Source organism: Alloprevotella sp. (genome assembly GCF_057240785.1).
In genome coordinates this window covers 1-19,073 of record NZ_DBHHRH010000024.1, presented here as the reverse complement: position 1 = coordinate 19,073, position 19,073 = coordinate 1, and the positions used below count along the sequence as shown (strand labels likewise).

15 protein-coding genes are annotated in these 19,073 nt (G+C 49.5%); 11 read left to right on the top strand and 4 right to left on the bottom strand.

Translation table 11 applies throughout. The features are described 5' to 3' along the window. A partial coding sequence (locus ACO4R2_RS05675; protein WP_484769515.1) for a BspA family leucine-rich repeat surface protein occupies positions 1 to 315 on the top strand: 315 nt, incomplete at its 5' end. A gap of 275 nt (positions 316 to 590) precedes the next feature. Here ACO4R2_RS05675 and ACO4R2_RS05670 read toward each other — a convergent pair. The 4 genes from ACO4R2_RS05670 to gltX form a co-directional block, all read right to left on the bottom strand. Further along, positions 591 to 2,264 carry a putative transporter gene (locus tag ACO4R2_RS05670; protein ID WP_484769514.1) on the bottom strand — a complete coding sequence of 558 codons (1,674 nt, stop codon included), beginning with the start codon at positions 2,262 to 2,264 and terminating at the stop codon, positions 591 to 593. 220 nt (positions 2,265 to 2,484) lie between these two features. After that, the gene (locus ACO4R2_RS05665) at positions 2,485 to 3,576 is read right to left on the bottom strand and encodes a glycerate kinase family protein (protein ID WP_484769513.1); all 1,092 of its coding nucleotides are present in this window, start codon (positions 3,574 to 3,576) and stop codon (positions 2,485 to 2,487) included. Positions 3,577 to 3,683: 107 nt separating this feature from the next. After that, complete coding sequence (locus ACO4R2_RS05660) at positions 3,684 to 4,961, bottom strand: 3-deoxy-D-manno-octulosonic acid transferase (protein WP_484769512.1); 1,278 nt, start codon at positions 4,959 to 4,961, stop codon at positions 3,684 to 3,686. A gap of 172 nt (positions 4,962 to 5,133) precedes the next feature. Next, positions 5,134 to 6,651 carry a glutamate--tRNA ligase gene (gene gltX / locus ACO4R2_RS05655; RefSeq protein WP_347719816.1) on the bottom strand — a complete coding sequence of 506 codons (1,518 nt, stop codon included), beginning with the start codon at positions 6,649 to 6,651 and terminating at the stop codon, positions 5,134 to 5,136. A 386-nt stretch (positions 6,652 to 7,037) separates the two neighbouring features. Here gltX and ACO4R2_RS05650 point away from each other — a divergent pair, with 386 nt between their 5' ends. From ACO4R2_RS05650 to ACO4R2_RS05605, 10 genes are all read left to right on the top strand, one after another. Further along, complete coding sequence (locus tag ACO4R2_RS05650) at positions 7,038 to 7,604, top strand: heavy-metal-associated domain-containing protein (protein ID WP_484769511.1); 567 nt, start codon at positions 7,038 to 7,040, stop codon at positions 7,602 to 7,604. Between the two features lie 802 nt (positions 7,605 to 8,406). Further along, complete coding sequence (locus tag ACO4R2_RS05645; RefSeq protein WP_315089975.1) at positions 8,407 to 9,672, top strand: glycosyltransferase; 1,266 nt, start codon at positions 8,407 to 8,409, stop codon at positions 9,670 to 9,672. Positions 9,673 to 9,802: 130 nt separating this feature from the next. Further along, entirely contained in the window at positions 9,803 to 10,588 is a 786-nt protein-coding gene (locus tag ACO4R2_RS05640; RefSeq protein ID WP_484769516.1) for a glycosyltransferase family 2 protein, read from the top strand. Positions 10,589 to 10,596: 8 nt separating this feature from the next. After that, entirely contained in the window at positions 10,597 to 11,055 is a 459-nt protein-coding gene (locus ACO4R2_RS05635; protein WP_484769510.1) for a regulatory protein RecX, read from the top strand. A 288-nt stretch (positions 11,056 to 11,343) separates the two neighbouring features. Beyond that, positions 11,344 to 11,832 (top strand): TlpA family protein disulfide reductase, encoded by a 489-nt coding sequence (locus tag ACO4R2_RS05630; protein WP_009347539.1) that lies wholly within the window; start codon positions 11,344 to 11,346, stop codon positions 11,830 to 11,832. 20 nt (positions 11,833 to 11,852) lie between these two features. Further along, positions 11,853 to 13,523, top strand: coding sequence for a DUF6029 family protein (locus ACO4R2_RS05625; protein WP_484769509.1), 1,671 nt, complete (start codon positions 11,853 to 11,855; stop codon positions 13,521 to 13,523). Positions 13,524 to 13,551: 28 nt separating this feature from the next. Further along, positions 13,552 to 14,334, top strand: coding sequence for an Omp28 family outer membrane lipoprotein (locus tag ACO4R2_RS05620; protein WP_484769508.1), 783 nt, complete (start codon positions 13,552 to 13,554; stop codon positions 14,332 to 14,334). A gap of 74 nt (positions 14,335 to 14,408) precedes the next feature. Next, positions 14,409 to 15,086, top strand: a complete 678-nt coding sequence (locus ACO4R2_RS05615) for a hypothetical protein (protein ID WP_484769507.1) — start codon at positions 14,409 to 14,411, stop codon at positions 15,084 to 15,086. Between the two features lie 73 nt (positions 15,087 to 15,159). Beyond that, positions 15,160 to 16,854 (top strand): hypothetical protein, encoded by a 1,695-nt coding sequence (locus ACO4R2_RS05610; protein WP_484769506.1) that lies wholly within the window; start codon positions 15,160 to 15,162, stop codon positions 16,852 to 16,854. A gap of 138 nt (positions 16,855 to 16,992) precedes the next feature. Continuing rightward, the gene (locus ACO4R2_RS05605) at positions 16,993 to 18,867 is read left to right on the top strand and encodes a thioredoxin family protein (protein ID WP_484769505.1); all 1,875 of its coding nucleotides are present in this window, start codon (positions 16,993 to 16,995) and stop codon (positions 18,865 to 18,867) included. Positions 18,868 to 19,073: the final 206 nt, after the last annotated feature.

Below are 19,073 nucleotides of genomic sequence, written 5' to 3'. Positions count from 1 at the left end.
AGTTTAACTTTTCTCAATCTCTCCAACTTCAATACGGAGAAAGTGGAAAATATGCATGAAATGTTTTGTGCCTGCTCGAGTTTAAGTTCTCTTGATCTTTCCAACTTCTATACCGAGAAGGTACAAGACATGAGTGGAATGTTTGGTAATAACACCTCTTTACGAACCATCTATTGCAATAATACTTGGACTTGCGCACTATCTAATGAAATGTTCTATAATTGTACAAGTCTCAAGGGTGCAGTGAAATACAATGCAAACAAGGAGGATGTTTCAATGGCTAATCCTAATACAGGATATTTCACGAAGAAATAACAAAGTGGAAGTTGCCAGCGACCGCCAACAGCGATACAAGCACCACGGCAGTTTATTCTTCCCCATAACATAGCCTTAACAAACTTGTAGCGCGGGCTAAACATCGTCCGAATGAACAACGGAACTACGCAGAAGGTTCTGCACAAATAGAGTTCTCCCTACAATAGAACTTTCCCCACAAACTGCTCGCTACGAGTAAGTTTGTGGGGAGTTTTCTTTTAGTATGAAAAACAAAGCGCACATAGATTTCAATAAAAGTTACGCTATCTTCCTTGCTATCCGAGCCATAGCATCACAATGAGTTGAGCTATGATGACACGTGCGAACAAACCGAGGGGATAGACCGTGGCATAGGCAACACTGGCTTGATCGCCTTCTTCTGTTGAATTGATATAGTCCAGCGCGATGGGGTTGGCCATTGCCCCACAGAGCATACCGGCTGCAGTGGTATAAGAGCGTTTGAACCATTTCACAGCTATAATGGCCATGATAGCCACAGGCACAACAGAAAGGAACACACTATAACCAATCCACGAAAGTGCGGTGGGACGCATAACGGTCTCTATAAATTTGGGGCCTGCATCAAGCCCCAGACAAGCCAGATAGGTGCTCAAACCAAGAGAACGAATGAGCAAGTTGGCAGAGTTGGTCACATAAGCCACCATGTGGAAGCGTGGACCAAAAGCACCAATCAGAATGCCCATCACAACAGGGCCGCCAGCAAGGCCGAGGCGCAGCGATAAGGACATACCGGGGATGGCAATGGGCAGATAGCCTAAAGCTAAGCCTAAGACCATACCAATGAAGATAGTGACCATATTCGGTTCGTCGAGGGCATGGATTGTATTGCCGAGTTCTTCAGCCACTTTCTTGCAGCTCTCAGGTGAACCTACCACCGTCACGCGGTCGCCCACACGCAACACAAGGTTGGGTTCAGCCATGAGCTGAATATCGCCACGCTTCACACGAGAAACATTCACGCCGAAGCGATTGCGCAGGTGAAGTTGTCCGAGGTGCTTTCCGTTGATATGGCTCCGAGTGATGAGGATACGCTCGCTCACAAGTGTCGTGTCCAAGGTATTCCAGTCTATGTCGCTCTTGTTCCAGTCCTTCTCATCCACTTTTCCGAAAAGGATAGTGAGGGTTTCGACATACTTCGGTTGGGTGATAACCAGCACGCGGTCGCCTTCCTCCAGCGGGGTCTGCCCTGTGGCCAGAATAACGCGATCTTTCCGCCAGATACGACTCACGATGAAATGCTTATCTGCGAGTTTTGCACACTCTATGATAGGTTTCCCGAAGATTGCGGGATTACTGATTTCAAAAGAGGCGATGTAGGCCTCATCAGGGTCGCGCTTCACTGTGTTTTTCGGATTCTCATGCAGATAGCCTTTGACGAGCATCAGAGCAATGATAACGCCCACCATACCTATGGGGTAGGTCACAGCCAAGGAGAGAGCAGCGTCCAGTCCGTCGCCAGGATGGTGCATCTGGCTCAGAGCTTGCTGTGCAGCCGCCAGAGCCGGCGTGTTGGTTGTGGCGCCACAGAGCACTCCCATCATTTCGCCCAAGGGGCTCCATCCGAGGAAGATAGGAACAAGCGTGGCGATAGTGCCAACAAAGATGAGCGTCAAGCTGAGCAAGGAAAGCACCGTTCCGCCAGAGCGAAACGAACTCATGAAGCCAGGACCTACTTGCAATCCTAATACATAAACAAAAATGATAAGTCCGAAATCCTCCGCATAGATCAACATTTCGTGGTCAATAGTGACACCCAGTCCTCCGAGCAAGATGCCCATGAAGAAAACCCAAGTGACACCGAGTCCGATACCCTTGATTTTGAATTTCCCTAACGAAAGGCCGATGGCGCAGCAGAGCGATATGACGGCCACGGCTTTGATTGCCGGCACGTCAAACACAACCTTGTCAAGCCATTGTAAAAAGTCCATAGTGTATAGTTGCGAAAGATTATACATCAAAGACGGCCTCCCACTGTATTTTGCAGAGCGCGGCCGTAATAATCTCTTTTAATGAGGGGCGAAGTTACGGTAAGACACTCGAAATAGCAAATCTACAGTATAAAAAGGCGTCTTTCTCCCTATCTTTATCAATATTCCTTGCCGTTTTGCCACCAGGAATCGTTATGGTGGGTGAAAAGTCCAACATTTCCTACTCTTTCATCTCTTCGCTGAAGATGCGTGTGAGGAGTTGGGAGGTGGTGAGCGACAGATTCTTCTTTGTCACTTCTGTTCTGAGCTGTTCTTCCTTGGAAAGCCCTGCGGGATGAATGCAGAGAACTTCTCGAAAACCCGCCTTCAGCAATTCTTCACGATTGGAAACCTCACCGGCGAGCAAGCAACAAGGTACATGTGCTTTCTGTGCCCGTTGGAGCACGTGCCAAGGTAGCTTCCCCATGAGCGTTTGTTTATCAGCAGAACCTTCGCCCGTGATGACCAGTGCGGCATCTCTCAAGCGGGTGTCGAAGTCAAGTGCATCGAGCAATAAATCTGCTCCCGACTGCATCTGCGCGCTGAAGTATTGCAAAAAGGCATATCCCAATCCGCCTGCTGCTCCTGCACCAGGAAGCATCGAACAATCGTGCCCCATCCTTCGGGCGGCATGCTGTGCCAAACGTTGCAAACGCGCATCGAGGCGCACCACTTCGGCGGGCGTAGCTCCCTTTTGTGGGGCAAAAACAGTTGCAGCTCCTTGCGGCCCATAAAGCGGATTGCGGACATCACTGGCCAACGTCCAACTACATTCATTGCGCCAGCGAGGGAGATAAGTGTCGAAAAAGGCTGCTGGCCCAGCATGAACATAGAGTGCCTTGAGCATTCCGAAACCTCCATCTGTTGTAGCTGTACCTCCCAAGCCGATAATGAAGCGACGGGCACCGCGCTCAAAGGCATCGATGAGCAATTCGCCCACTCCATACGACGTACCGCCCACGGCATCGCGCTCATTGCTCTCCAGCAGCGACAGTCCGCAAGCTTGGGCCGTTTCGATGATAGCCATATCGCCCACTAAACCGTAAGCAGCCCGAATGGGGCGCATGAGCGCATCGTGACAGTTGCAACTCACTTGCTCCGCACGATAGGCTTGACAGAATGCGCAGAGCATACCGTCGCCGCCATCGCTCACATTAAGCACCTCTACCTTTTCCTGCTCCGCTCCCTCAGCTGCTGCCTTCCCCACTTCAGCGGAAGAGAGACAACCTTTGAACGAATCAAAGGCGAAGATGATTTTGTGGGTTGTAGTCATATATATAAAGGAGTAAAAATAAAAGCTACAAGGCGTAGACATCAATGGGGTAGGAGTGTCGGCGACCTTGCAGCTTGTAGGAGTTGAAAAGTGAGAGGGGAGGAGCGTTATTCCAGCGTTGCCTGATAGATAATATCGGCAGCTTGCGCGTTCTCCTTGATATAATCATGAGCAGCATCGCCCGCTTTCTTCAACAGAACAGGCGAAGAGAGATACACGTCTAAAGCTTCGTCGAGATCCTCTTGATCATGTATTTCTATACAGCCGCCACTCTTCAGCAAGTCTTGCGCTTCCTTGAATTTCTTATTGTTAGGACCAATGATAACAGGTACGCCGTAGACTGCCGCCTCCGGAACGTTGTGGATGCCTACTCCAAAACCTCCTCCCACGTATGCCACCGTGGCGTAGCGGTAGATACTTGCCAGCAGGCGGTAGCAATCAATGATGAGACAGTCAGCATCTTTCACGCGCTCCGTATCTGTCTGTGTATAGCGGGCGTAGGGGCGTTTGAGTTTGCTGACAATATTTTGAATATGTGCCTCGCTGACCACATGAGGAGCCAGAACGAGTTTCAGATTTGGGTGTTCGTTGAAGTACTTGATAAGGAGGTCTTCATCGGGTTCCCAACTACTACCAGCTATGAGTACTGGATTTTTCGGCGCATCGGGCAGCTGTGATTCTTCGAGGCGTTTGGTCTCATTGATTTCGGTTTTTGTGCGCCCTACAAAAGCTTCCACGATGGGCAGGGGCTTTGCGCCCTCCTTGATGTCTCGAACGCGTGCAAAGCGGGTATCGCCAGCCACGGTCACCCTATTGATGCCATACTTATTGAGCAAGATTTCCGAATCGCGGTTTTGAACAAAGAAATGACTGATGCGGCGCAGACAATGGCCGTAGCCACGACCGTACCAACGGAAGAAGACCTGATTGGGGCGGAAAATACTGGAGACACTATACACTGGGATGTGGTGATGTACCAATACCTCAATATAGTTGCGCCAAAACTCGTATTTGATAAAGAAAGCCTTCTCGGGGCGGGCGGCACGAATGAAACGACGCGCATTCAGAGGCGTATCGAACGGAAGATAACACACTACATCGGCATAAGGGTAGTCCTTGCGCACTTCATAGCCCGAGGGAGAGAAGAAAGTAAGCAAAATTTTCTTCTCTGGGTGTTCTCGTTTAAGACGTTCCATGAGCGGACGTCCTTGTTCAAACTCGCCGAGCGATGCAGCATGGAACCAAACGTAAGAATCCTGCCCAATTTTCTCTTCGAGTATTTTCCAGGTGTTTTTCTGGCCTCTCACCAAAGTTCGCGCCTTCGTGTTGAACAGCGCGAAGATTTTAGCACAGATGGCGTATAGATAGATGGCAAATGTGTACATGCGGAGCAAATAATATGAATAATAAAGTCTTCTCCATCTTCCCTATGCGTGTCGGACGATAAGATGCCCTAATGGGCAGAAACCTGTTGCTTCACTCCTGCTGGCGAGCATTTGTGCCACTCTGGTTTCAAGCGCTTCTCCAGATAGTGGAGATGGAGCAGACTCTTATTGTTTACTTCAACACCTCAATGGCACGGCGCATTCGCGCAAGGGTTTCATCTTTACCAAGGAAGGTGCTGATTTCGTACATATGCGGACCTTTGCCTTCACCAACGAGTGTCAGGCGCCAAGCGTTCATGATGTTGCCCATCTTGTAGTCGTTCGCCGTTATCCAGGCGTTGACGGCCGCTTCCTGCGTTTCTTGAGAAAAATCGGGCAGTTGTTCGAGCAAATCGGCCAATTCTGTCATACATTTTGCCGAATCTTCTTTCCAACGTTTCTTCACCGTTTTCTCGTCATATTCGGTCGGAGCAACGAAGAAGAAGCGGCAGAGCGGCCACAGCTCCTTGATGAAGTGGACTTTCTCTTTCATCACGTCAACCACCTTTGTTACGCGCTCCATTGGGGCTTCGATACCGTTTTCGCGGAGTATCTTGTCGAAGCTCGGAGCCAACTTATCGCTCGACGTGCTAAGGAGATATTCGTGGTTGAACCATTGTCCTTTCACATAGTCGAAGCGGGCACCAGATTTGGAGCACTTCGTGATGTCGAACTGCTGTATGAGGTCGTCCATAGAAAGGATTTCTTGATCGGTACCTGGATTCCATCCCAAGAGTGCCAAGAAATTGATGACAGCCTCAGGCAGATAGCCACTCTCGCGATAACCGGAGCTGACTTCGCCCGTTTTGGGGTCGTGCCATTCTAAGGGGAATACGGGGAAACCCAGTTTGTCGCCATCGCGCTTACTGAGCTTTCCGTTGCCCGTAGGCTTCAGCAGTAGCGGCAGATGGGCGAAACGCGGCATAGAGTCCTGCCAGCCGAAAGCTTCATAGAGCAAGACATGGAGCGGTGCACTCGGGAGCCACTCTTCACCGCGAATCACGTGGCTGATCTCCATGAGGTGGTCGTCCACGATATTGGCGAGGTGGTATGTAGGTAGTTCGTCAGCGCTTTTGTAAAGCACTTTGTCGTCCAAGATACTGGAGTTGATTTTCACATCCCCGCGAATGAGGTCGTCAACATGAACTTCCACGTTTGGCTCTACCTTGAAGCGCACGGTGTACTGCGCGCCGTCGGCGATGAGGCGTTCTGTTTCCTCCTGCCCCAATGTGAGCGAATTGCGCATCTGCATACGCGTGGAGGCGTCGTACTGGAAGTTACTGATTTCTTCGCGCTTTTTCTCGAGCTCTTCGGGCGTATCGAAGGCGATATAAGCCTTTCCTTCCGTCAGCAGTTGATCTACATATTTCTTATAAATGTCGCGACGCTCACTCTGGCGATACGGCCCTTTGTCTCCTCCGAAGCTAACGCCTTCATCGAAATGGATACCAAGCCATTTGAAGCTCTCGAGGATATAGTCCTCAGCTCCTGGAACAAAGCGGTTGGAGTCGGTGTCTTCTATACGAAAAACGAGTTCTCCTCCGTGTTGGCGAGCAAACAAATAATTATAAAGAGCGGTACGTACGCCACCGATATGAAGAGGTCCTGTAGGACTCGGCGCAAAACGCACGCGGACATTCTTTTCTGCCATGTTTCTTTCAGTATTTTTATATTTAATTGCAAAAATACATATTTAGATTTTAGAAAACAAAATAAGCGGAGGTGAATCTGTCTTTTTGACACATAGAAGAAGGTAAAGGTATGAAAATACGGCTCCACTTTTTGCGTTGGGTAGTCTTTACAACTAATAAGTTCTTTTAAGAACTATAAAAGCGCATAAGCATGGGCTTTTCTGTATCTTTGCGCTGTTCTTTCTGACAGGGGCTGCAAAACAAAACAGATTTGAGGCAGGAATGAGGGGCTTTATTGTGTGGGCAACACAGCAGGAGAAATCCGCCACTTCCCCTTACACTCCTCACCGTGTCGGTATTTTCAAAATAAAATTTATAAACAATCAAACAAAAACAATTATCAAGTATGAAGAAAATTCTTACAGTGTTCCTCTGCATGCTTATGAGCATCAGCATGGCAACGGCTAAAACGCCTAAAAAGAAGCAGGTAGTGACTAAGACGTATGTAACTGACATTCGTTGCGAGAACTGCGTGAACAAAATCAAAAAGAACGTTGATAAACTCGGTAAGGGTGTTAAAGACGTACAGGTGAATCTCGAGAAAAAGGAAGTGAACGTGACTTACGATGCAAGTAAGACCAACGACGCTAACATTATCAAAGGTTTCTCTGACATGAAGGTGCAAGCTCAGCTGAAGGGCTGCTCAGCGCAGCACTCAAAGTGCGGAGACGCTGCTTCTAAGAAGTGTGGCGACTGCAAGAGCAAAGCTGGAAAATGCGATAAGTCGGAAGCTCAAAAGGGCGGTTGCGACAAGGAAAAGAAAGGTGAATGCCACAAAGCTGAGGCTAAGAAGTGTGACGGCCAAAACGGTACCTCAGAATGCAAAGAGAAAGCTGGTGAATGCAAAGAAAAAGGTGATTGCTGCAAAAAGAACGGTGGTCACTGCAAGAAGGCTGAAGCAAAGCAGGCATAAAGCGCTTCAAAGAGACTATAAGGTATCCCCTTCGCTCTCCCTTTCCCAGGAGAAAGCGAAGGGGCTTTTTGTATCCCAAAACTGAAATATTCTTCAACAGAACTGCCGACTGATCCGACCAGTCCGACCAGTCCGACGACTCCTAAAACCTTCTGAAAAATTGACAAGATTTGTTTTTCTAATACTTTGAGAAAATTTCCAGTCTGCGCCACTTGCTGAATTTTACGAGCCTTTTTTGCTTCCTTAGAAGATAAAAATGGCGCAGAAATCCTGCAAGTGGTGCAAATTTTATAAGACCATATCCTTTTTTCGCTCGTTTTTGGTGAAAAGTTTCTTTGTTCTCTCCGTCAGTTTCCTTATTGTGTCGGCTGACTTCCTTATTCTGTCGGCGAATGCAATAAGGAAATCTGCCGACAGCCTTATTGTATTGATGCGTGAGAAAGGGACATTGTTCGCGCTCTCCCTTTCGTGCGCGGCTTTGTGGGCTTCGTGAGCTGGGAAAAGAGGGAATTCTATTGATGTTTTTAGCCCACGAAAGGACACGAAAAAGGCGAAAGGACACGAATCAGTATTGGATCTCGGACGGAGCAGACTGGTCAGACCCGTCCGACTTGTCCGACCCGTCCGAGAGCCAAATCCGAGCACTCCCCCTTATGGGGGAGATGGAGGGGGCTTATTCCTTCGACCCACTTAAGCTTCCCAACAACCGCCAAGAACAGCCAAAGCATAAATTTATCCTTTCTGCTGGACCTTTTTCTTAAAAACTATGTAAATTCGCAGCAAGAATCAAATTGTCAGCAAGATGAAAGTACTATTGGTGAACACCTCGGAGCAGACAGGCGGCGCGGCCATCGCAGCATCTCGCTTGATGCACGCCCTCAACAACCACAATGTGCAGACACAAATGCTCGTGCGCGACAAGCAAACGGACAACCCGAACGTTATCAAGGCTCGGAATCCGCTGATGCGGGCTAAATTTGTGGCCGAACGAGCTGAGATCTTCGCCATCAACCGCTCACGCGAGAACCTCTGGGCTATCGATGCGGGCACACATGGTATGGACATCACTAAGTTGCGCGAATTTGAAGAAGCAGACCTCATTCATCTCCATTGGATAAACCAAGGGATGCTTTCCTTGGGCGATTTGGCAAAAATCCTCAAGACGGGGAAGCCCGTGGTATGGACAATGCACGATATGTGGCCCATCACGGGCATTTGCCACCATGCCAAGGAGTGTGAAAACTGGCTGTCGCACTGTCACGACTGCCGACTGCTGATGCGCCCTAATGAGCGCGACCTTTCCTACCGCGTGTTTGAAAACAAAATCAACACTTATGCGCAGGGAAAGATACATTTTGTGGCGTGCAGCGAATGGCTCTGCAAGCTGGCTTATCAAGCTCCGCTGACGAAGGGCCACGAGGTGGTGAGCATACCGAACGCTATCGACACCAAGTTCTACGTGCCAGGCGACAAGCAGGCGGCGCGCGAACGCCTCGGACTCCCCCGCAACAAACGCTTGCTGCTCTTCGTGGCGCTCAAAGCTACAGATAAGAACAAAGGCATCGACTATCTCATCAAAGCCACCCACATCATCGCCGAACGATACCCAGAATGGATCAGTCAGCTGGGAGTGATTCCCGTGGGCCTTGAAGCCGACACGCTGAAAGACGCGTTTGCTTGCTCCTGCTTCCCACAGGAATATGTGAAAGATGCAGCGCGCATGCGCGACCTCTACCAGGCTGCCGACCTTCTTGTGATGCCTACGCTGATGGACAACCTGCCCAACACCATTGTGGAAGCGCAGGCTTGTGCCTTGCCGTGTGTGGGTTTCAACATTGGCGGCTTGCCTCAGATGATTAAAGACGGCCTTAATGGCTACTTAGCGCGCTACAAAGATGCAGACCACTTCGCGGAGCTTACTCTTAGCACGCTCATCGACGAACATTACCAGAATTTCTGCTTGCGCGCGCATCAAATGGCGGAAAGTACATATAGCGAGCAGGCTGTGGCTGAGAAACACATACAGTTGTATGAATCGGCCGTGGCTTCCTGCGCGCCCTCTCTATAATAAAACATTGCGCGCCACAAAGGCCGTGGGAGGACATCTCCGCTTTTCTTCATCAAAAAATATAGCATCTTGGCCCACAGGCTTATTGCCTGAAAAATCAGAATCGAAAAAGGGCTACTCATTTATATATATGGCTCGACTACCCCTAAAGATAACGGTCATCACAGTGACTTACAACGCTGGCGAACTTGTAGATAGGACGTTCAACAGTGTAGAGGAACAGGATTATCCTTATGTGGAACACCTCGTCATTGATGGTAATTCCACGGACGATACGCTGGAGAAATTCCACCATTATATGGAGCGTAACTCCAATGCGGCTGTGCGCCACGAACTCAACTGTCTCAGCGAGAACGACAACGGCATTTACGACGCCATGAACAAAGGTTTGGCGTTAGCTACAGGTCGCTACATCGTTTTCCTAAATGCTGGCGACAAATTTCATGCAAAAGATACGCTCTCCTGTATTGCCCGCGCCATACAGGAGGAACAAAAGCAGCCAGCTGTGGTTTATGGCGATACGCACATCGTGGATAGTTTCGGCAATTTCCTACGTCGCCGCCGCCTCACGCCACCGGAAAATCTGTCGTGGGAGGACTTCAACAACGGAATGCTGGTATGCCATCAGAGTTTTTATGTCCGCGCCGATTTGGCTAAGGAGCTGCGCTACAATCTGGAGTACCGATTTTCGGCCGACTTCGATTGGACCATCCGTATCATGCGCGAAGCGGAACGCCGTAAGCTCTCACTGCTCAACTCTCACCTCGTGCTAACGGACTACCTCAGCGAAGGCATGACCACACGCAACCGCCGCCGCAGCCTCTTTGAGCGTTTCCACATCATGGCCCACTACTACGGCTTGGGCACTACTGTGGCCAAGCATCTGTGGTTTGTGGTTCGCGCCTTGATTCACTAATAGAACGTATGAAACCTTTCACCAAAGAAGAGGCCTATAATTGGGCCGCAACGCGCTGCGCACAAAAAGAATATTGCCGCATGGAACTGATGCAAAAGTTTATGCAGCGTGGACTTTCACGCCCCGATTGTGAGGAAGTTCTTGAAAAACTGGAGTGCGAAGGCTTTGTGGACGAAACCCGATATGCTCGCGCCTTTGTACACGATAAGACGCTCTACAACCATTGGGGGCGTATGAAAACACGGCAGGCGCTGGCCATAAAAAATATCGCCAACGAGCATATCGAACAAGCCTTGGCTACAATCGACGAAGAGGAATACCAACAGATACTCCGCAAACTCCTACTGACCAAAGTACCTACCATCAAAGCCGCAACCGACTACGAATGCGCACAAAAGCTCCTCCGCTTTGCAGCAGGAAGAGGCTTTGAGGCAGACTTAGTGTTTCGCGTGATGGGAGAAGACTAACGGAAAACACAAGGCATGAGCGTATAGGTCATTCTATTCCTCTTCGCCACCCCATACTCCTATCATTCAGGCACATCTACAAGAAAGAACAACAAATATGCATTCTTTCTACATCCTTCAAGAGAAAGAGAAAATTTATCCCCTAATAATCTTTCTCTTCTCTACGTATTTACAAAACTTTTCTATAATTTTGCGCGGTCGGAAAGACTAATCCTTTCACGACGTTATTGGCGGGCTCAGTCCGCTTTCATTTAGTGTCAACAATATTTATCTAAACCATCTGAAGCTATGCGCAAATTCTTAGTTTCTCTTTTCTTTGCAGTTATCTGTGCCACTGGAGTTATGAACGCTCAACTGCCGTCCGTCACGCTGAAGGACATCAACGGCAAGACAGTGCAGACCGATACACTTTCAAACGGCGGAAAACCGTTTATCATTGATTTCTTCGCCACTTGGTGTAAACCTTGCAACCGAGAGCTCACCGCTATCAGTGAAGTGTATGAGGACTGGGTGGCAGAAACAGGCGTGAAACTTTTCGCTGTCTCTATCGACCAGGCGCAGAACATCAACAAAGTGCGCCCCCTCGTTGACCAACACGGATGGCCCTATGAGGTGTTGCTCGATCCTAACGGCGACTTCAAGCGCGCCTTGGGCATACAGATGATTCCCTACGTTATCGTGTGTGACGGAAAAGGCAACATCGTCTACAAACACAATGGCTACACGGAAGGAGCCGAGGCAGAACTCATTGAGAAAGTCAGAGAACTCATTAAATAAAAGATAGCGACTTCCACAATATGAAAAAGAAACATTTGCTTCCAGCTGTTGCACTCCTGGCCCTGCCCGTGTGTGCACAAGAAATGGAAAACGATGGACACTATAATCCCTCGCTGAGCGGTAGTGTGCAGAGCGACATGCTTGTCCCACAAGGCACGCAAAGCGATGGTTCTCACGAGAACTTCCGTACGAACACCTACTTGGACCTCAACTTCATGAGTAAGTTTCTGGATGCTGGCGGCCGCTTTTCCTATCTGGATCATCCGCTACCAGGATTTGAGAAAGACTTCAAAGGCTGGGGCGTTCCCTACTTCTATCTGAAAGCAAAATTCCGCAATGTGGAGGTGACGGGCGGTAACTTCTACGAACAATTTGGTTCGGGCTTTATCCTGCGCACCTATGAGGAGCGCTCGCTGGGTATCGACAATTCGCTCTTTGGTGCACGAGCCATCGTGAAGCCTATTAAAGGTGTTCGCCTGAAAGGTCTTGCGGGCCGCCAACGCCGCTATTGGAACTACAACCATGCTTGGCTGGCTGGTGCAGACCTCGAACTTAGCATCGACCAGTGGGTGAAAGCGCTGGAACAGAGCGGCACTTACCTGACGCTCGGTGGCTCTTACCTAAATAAGCGCGAAGGAGCCGACGAGGACGGCAGCGTCTTTTACGATGCAACCCATAAACTGAATTTCCCAGCTTCGGTCGACGCATGGGATGTTAGGGCAAATCTGCAAAAAGGACCTTTTAGCCTCTTAGCAGAATATGCCCAGAAAACACAAGATCCCTCCTTCGACAACGGATATATATACCGAAAAGGATACGCCGCCATGCTGTCGGCGTCCTACTCAAAGAAAGGTTTCAGCGTGTTGGCTCAAGCCAAGCGCACAGACAATATGTCGAGCCGTTCGCGCCGACAAATGAACGGCTCGTCGAGCTTCATCGACCACATGCCGGCATTTACCTACGAACACACCTATACGCTGGCGGCACTCTACCCCTATGCCACACAGTTGGCTAAAGGCGAGTGGGCTTACCAAGGACAAGTGGGCTACAACTTCAAGCGTCGCACGCTGTTGGGAGGTAAGTACGGTACGGGCCTGCAGGTAAATTTCTCCCACATCCATTCCATTGCTAAAAACCCACATGGTCTCGCAGGAATTGCGGGAACTGCTGGTGGTCGCGGTACTGACGGCTACGGCTCGGCCTTTTGGAAATGGGGCGATGAGACTTACTACCAAGATTTCAACGTTCAGCTGGATAAACGCCTCACGCGCAACTTCAAGCTACACTTGATGTACATGAACCAGCTCTACAACAAGACAGCCGTAGAAGGCGAGGGCGGAAAGATACGTTCCAACATCTTCGTGGCAGATGCTAAATACCAGTTCTCACCTAAGACAACGCTACGCGCAGAAGCACAATATCTCACAACGCCAAACGATGAAGGCGACTGGGCATTTGGACTGCTCGAACTTTCGTTAGCACCTCACTGGATGTTTACGGTAAGCGACGAATACAACGTGGGAAAAACTCACAAACACTATTGGAACTTGCTGGCAACCTATAATGTAGGCTCTCACCGCATCCAAGCTGGCTATGTACGCACACGTGCTGGCTACAACTGCTCAGGAGGTGTCTGCCGCTATGTCCCTTCCTACCAAGGATGGACCGTTTCTTACAACTACAACTTCTAATCTCCTGAGGGATAGAAACCGCGCATTTATGAAAAGAACATTATTCTATATAATAGGAGCTATGCTGCTGTTCAGCGCCTGCTCTACACAGATTGACGAAGACCAGCGACTCACCTATGTGAAGCCCGCAGCTGTTGGCAAAAACGTTCTGCTCGTCGACTTCACAGGGCAGCGCTGCATCAACTGCCCCACAGCCTCCCACGAGATTGAGAAAATCCAGGAGCAATACAGTGCCGACACGGTTATCGCTGTCGGAATGCACTCCGGACCGCTTGGATTCCGTGGCAACGCAAAGACAGTGGGTCTTAGCACTACTACGGGCGACAACTACTACCGCCAATGGAACATCGAGTACCAGCCGCAGGGCGTTATCGACTACTTAGGCAAGAGCGACTATACGGCGTGGGGCGGCATCATCCACCAACAACTCAAGCAAACCGCTCCTCTCAATATCACCATTGATGCCAAGACCAACGGCACAAGCGGCAGCGGTAGTGTCTCCCTCGAAGGCCTCGACGGAAACATACAAGGCAAGCTGCAACTTTGGATTGTTGAAGACAGTATCACCGCGCTTCAAATGATGCCTGATGGAACAACGAACCGCAACTACCTTCACATGCATGTTTTCCGTACTGCCGTCAATGGCGAAGCTGGAGAAGCCGTCAACGTGAAGGAGGGAGAAACCACTACCATCAACTTCTCCACCGATTTTGCTGCAACGTGGGTTCCGCGCCACCTTTGGCTCATCGCTTTTGTGTACAACGAGAGCGGCGTATTACAGGTGAAACGTGCAGCCTTTAAGGCAAATTGAGCGACTCCATACTATAAATCATCCCTCAATAAGAGAGATTCATCCATACGCCTAAACATAAAAACAATACGTCTATGAAGAAAATTTTTACGCTTATCTTAGCTCTCTTCGCAACCTATAGCGTGAGCTACGCGCAGTCGGGCGCTGACGAACTCGACGAGACTTTCAAATTCGTTACTGCAGACGGGACAGAAGTTCCTAATGGCTCTACGTGGACAGTCAATGTGGCTGAGCAGAACGACTTTGGCACCACACAAATAAAGTCGGGACTCTTTCTAAAGAATACCCTCGGCGAAAAGGTAGGTGCACAAGTGACGCTCGATGTTCAAAAGCTACCAAACGGCAACATGCTTTTCTGCATGCTCGGCAACTGCAGTTCTTACAGCACAGTAGGTCTACAAACCAAGCAAGGCCGCTTGAATGAGAACGCAAAGGACGACCTGCAACTTGAGTGGGAACCTACGGCTTACGGAGAATGTGTCACCAAACTACACGTTGATGTTATCGAAGCCGTTGAAAAGGAAGTAGGAGGGAGCAAGCAGCTTGTTTACGGTGATGTTATAGGTAACGGTCCGACACTCACAGTAAAGTTTGTCTACGCTGATCCTACTGGCATCCACTCCACCACCCACGAAGGAGCAAGTGTCGTAGCACGCTACAACGCCCTTGGACAACGCATCAGCGCAACGCAGAAAGGCCTCAACATCCTTGTTCTGTCCAACGGTAAGACTATCAAACAATATCAGAAATAAATAAGAAACTGGCTTGCCAAGCGTCTATCGCTCTGGCAAGTCTTTGTTTCATTTTGTCATCCCCATAAATCTCATGAGAAAATCTACTTTCTTCCTGTTAGCTGCCATGTGCGGACTCCCCGCTCTTGCGCAGTTGCAGCAACTCCCCACCAACGAGCAGAGCAAAGCGGACCTAACTCCAGTTGTCAACCTCCAAGCATCTGCTAAGTCCCGCGTATTTTCAGCCAAAGCTCTCAACCCCATCACTACAGAGCCCGTGCTCACACAGCCAGAGGGAAAGCTCGTCAACGCAGCGTGGTACGGCAAAGGTTTCTACCCCATCAGCGGCTACAACCGTATCTTCTCCCACGAAATGGAGGCACGTGCCACAACCTACGTTAATCAAGGCGACACGGCCATTTGGATAAAGAACAGCCTCACCGAATATGAAGGCGAACAAGGCTGGATTCGCATCAGCAAGGTTGATAATAAAGGCAACTGGGAGCTTCGTACGCCGCAGGCCATCATGGTTCGCACGAACTCCAAGAATGAAAAGAAAACATTCTACGTTACAAAACTCGGCGGCAGTACTCCTGCCGCAGTAAACGAGCGCGGCTATACAGTAGGCAACAACTTGAACATACGTTTCCGTATGGACAGCAAAGGCGTTCTCTCTCAGGTAACGACGGACGGCTCAGAGATTCTCGGTCTGACCGATGGAGAAGGCACATGGTATCCCTATGGTAGCTATGGCTATAAGTATATTGCCAACGAGGATACACCTGTAAAGAAACCAGCCAATCTGGAAGTAACAAAATACGTTTGGGCCAACACCATCAACAAGCAAGGCTCTGAAATAATCCATACGTTTGTCAATGTGGGCTATTCAGGCAATGATATCTACATGAGCTCCCCCGCCGACACCACATTGTATTTCAAAGGAACAGTCTTAGGCAATAAAGTTATCTTCAAGTCGCCCCAATTCATGGGTGTAAGCAAAGAATACAACCGCCTGCTCTATTTCTCTGGTGTACGCTTTGCGTGGGACGATAACAGCCCTGGAGGCTACAAAGTGAGCTTCGTCACTGGCGACATCATCTTCGACTACGATGCCACCTCCCACACATTGGTGCTTCCGAAGGAGTACGCCATCGTTGCTAAAGTCTTTGGTCACGACACCTACAACATCTACGCGTCTCCCAGCCTGCGCATCTATCCTTTCATTGAGAAAGCTGCCACGCCACAGGCTCCGCAATTCTGGAAGCCTGAGAGAAACTTCCGCAACTACACTTACGATGAGCGCATCCAAAAAGGTATCGCACAAGTACAGTTTATCATCTCTCCGCACGACGTAAACGGCGAATACATCAACCCAGACTCAATGTACTACCGCATGTATGTGGACGACCCCGAAACGCCTTTCACCTTCGACAAGATTGACTACCCCGCACTTCCGAAGGACGAAATGACGGAAATTCCCTTCTGGTTCACCGACAAAGAGTACATCATGGGCTACACCAATACGCTCCGCCTCCTCTTCTTCTTCACCGAAGTGCAGGACTCTATCGGTTTCCAGAGCGTCTACAAGGGCGGCGGCGAAACGCGCGAGAGCAACATTGCTTGGTACAAGCTTCCGAAGGCCACTTCTATACAAGGTATCTATAATTCCAATAACGGTAGTCCCGCCAAGGTTTACTACGACCTCTTGGGCCGTCGCCAGGAAGGACTCCGTAAGGGTATCAACCTCATCCGTAAGGAAGACGGTAGTGTAGAGAAGGTTATCCAGTAATAAGTATTGAGTGAAAAGCCATAGCATTATGGTCACCATAGGTTCTCCAACTTGCCAAACCAGTTTCTCTTGTTTGGCAAGTCAGAGAACCTTCCCTGCTCTTTACTCATTCTTTATAATAATCCATACATCAAAGATATGAAACAAAAAAGACTTTATTCCATTCTCCTGGTACTTGCCTTACTGTGTACAGGCTTCACGTCTGCAACAGCACAAAGCACCAACCCCCTCGTTTATGGGGCTTATGAATCTGGAGCCACCACCAGTTGGGGAACTCTCAAGATAGAAAACTGCGGTGTGGCCATGCAGCTCAAAGATCCCTCTCTTGTAGGCCTCACCATCACCAAGGTGCGCATTCCTTTCGAGGAAGACGCAAAAAGTTTGGGCCGTGGAGCTCTTTTCCTCTCTAAGGAATTGAAAGTAGAAAAAGGCGCAGCCACCACCGACATTCACAACGTGGCCGACATCTTAGTGGACAGCTTCGCCATCAAGTCTGGCTGGCTCGACATCACGCTCTCTCAGCCCTACACCATTACGGAAGACGGCGTTTATGTGGGCTATACTTTTAGCGTCAATAAGAATGGTCTGAAACCCGTTAGAACTGTCGACGTAGCCTCTGAGAACAATCTGTGGGTTTTCTCTAATCGCACCTACAAGAAATGGAGCAACAAGAGTCAGCTCTTGGGCAAATCACTCGCTATGCAGGTTCTCCTGACAGGCGCACCCGCCAACGCTGCCAGCGTGAGCTTCACCAGCTCCACCACGCAGCTCAACGCTCAGCCCAAAGTAAAACTCACCATCACCAACCACGGTACGGAGAAGATTAGCTCTATCGACTACACTTACGAAATCAATGGCATTTCTCAAACAGCCCATAAAGCTTTCTCACCAGCTCTGTCCGCTCTCTTCGGCAAAACGGCCAATTTCGACATCACTTTACCCAAGATGACCGTTAAAGGTGCACGCACGCTGACAGTGACCATCGACAAGGTGAACGATCAAGCCAACGAGGACAAAGCTCCTGCCGATTCACAGAAATTAGCCGTTTATTCCGAGATTCCTAAGAAGCGCGCATTGGTAGAAGAATACACCGGTACATGGTGTGGCTGGTGTCCTCGCGGATTTGTTGCGCTGGAAATGCTTGATAAGGAGCTCAAGGAGGATTTCATTGGGGTAGCTTATCACAGTGGCGACCCAATGGCCTTTACAGGCGATTTCCCCATCGGCGTAGACGGTTTCCCCAGAGCTTCCCTCGACAGAGTTGAAAATTCTCTTGACCCATACGGCGGCAAGTCGGGTGGCGGCTTCGGCATGAAGAGACTGGTGGAAGAAAGAAACAAGATGTTCACACCAGTAGCTATCAAAGTAGAGGCTTACTTTGAGGATGAGGCACAGACCATTATCCAGGCACGTAGCACCACTACCACCCCCGTTGATTTGAAGGATGCTAAATACCAAGTGGGTTATATCCTCGTGGCCAATGGCTTGACCGAAGCGGGCGATCCTTATCGCCAAGACAACTGGGCACAGCATAGCTATCTGCCAGGTATGAGCGCTACTTATCCCGAACCAGATTTCAAAACCTTCACTTCAGGAGGCTCACTCGTAACGGGACTTACTTACAACTTCGTGGCTTGTGCGCGTTCCAGCAAACAGGGTATCGCTGGTAGTCTGCCCACGGAGATGACAGCCGATGTGGACTACACGCACAACTACCGTTTCAAACTGGCTCTGGCAAAGAACTCTTCCGCTCACGAAATCTATCAAGACAAGAACAAGTTGGAGGTTGTGGCTTTCATCTATAACCCCGACACCAAGGAAGTTGTGAACGCTTGCAAAACAATGGTTCAGCCCTACGCTGCACATACAGGCGTAACCGACGTAACTACCACTGGCAGCGAAACTCCTGTTGCTTACTATAGCGTAGACGGCAAGCGTCTCAACGCTCCCCAGCAAGGTATGAACATCGTACGCCTAAGCAACGGCACATCACACAAAATCTTCATCAAGTAAGTTGCACCATTTGCAACTTACTTTCTCCCATAGCGCCCAGCTCTCCAGCTTGGGCGCTTTTCTTTTGTACACGGAGAAATATACTCAGCAATATTTTGTTGCTCCTCCTTTCTGCTCAATCCAGTAGGAATAATCAGAACTACACAGAATCCACCCAAGAATCCCAAGTGGTAGCCGAGCACTCCCCCTCATGGGGGAGATGGAGG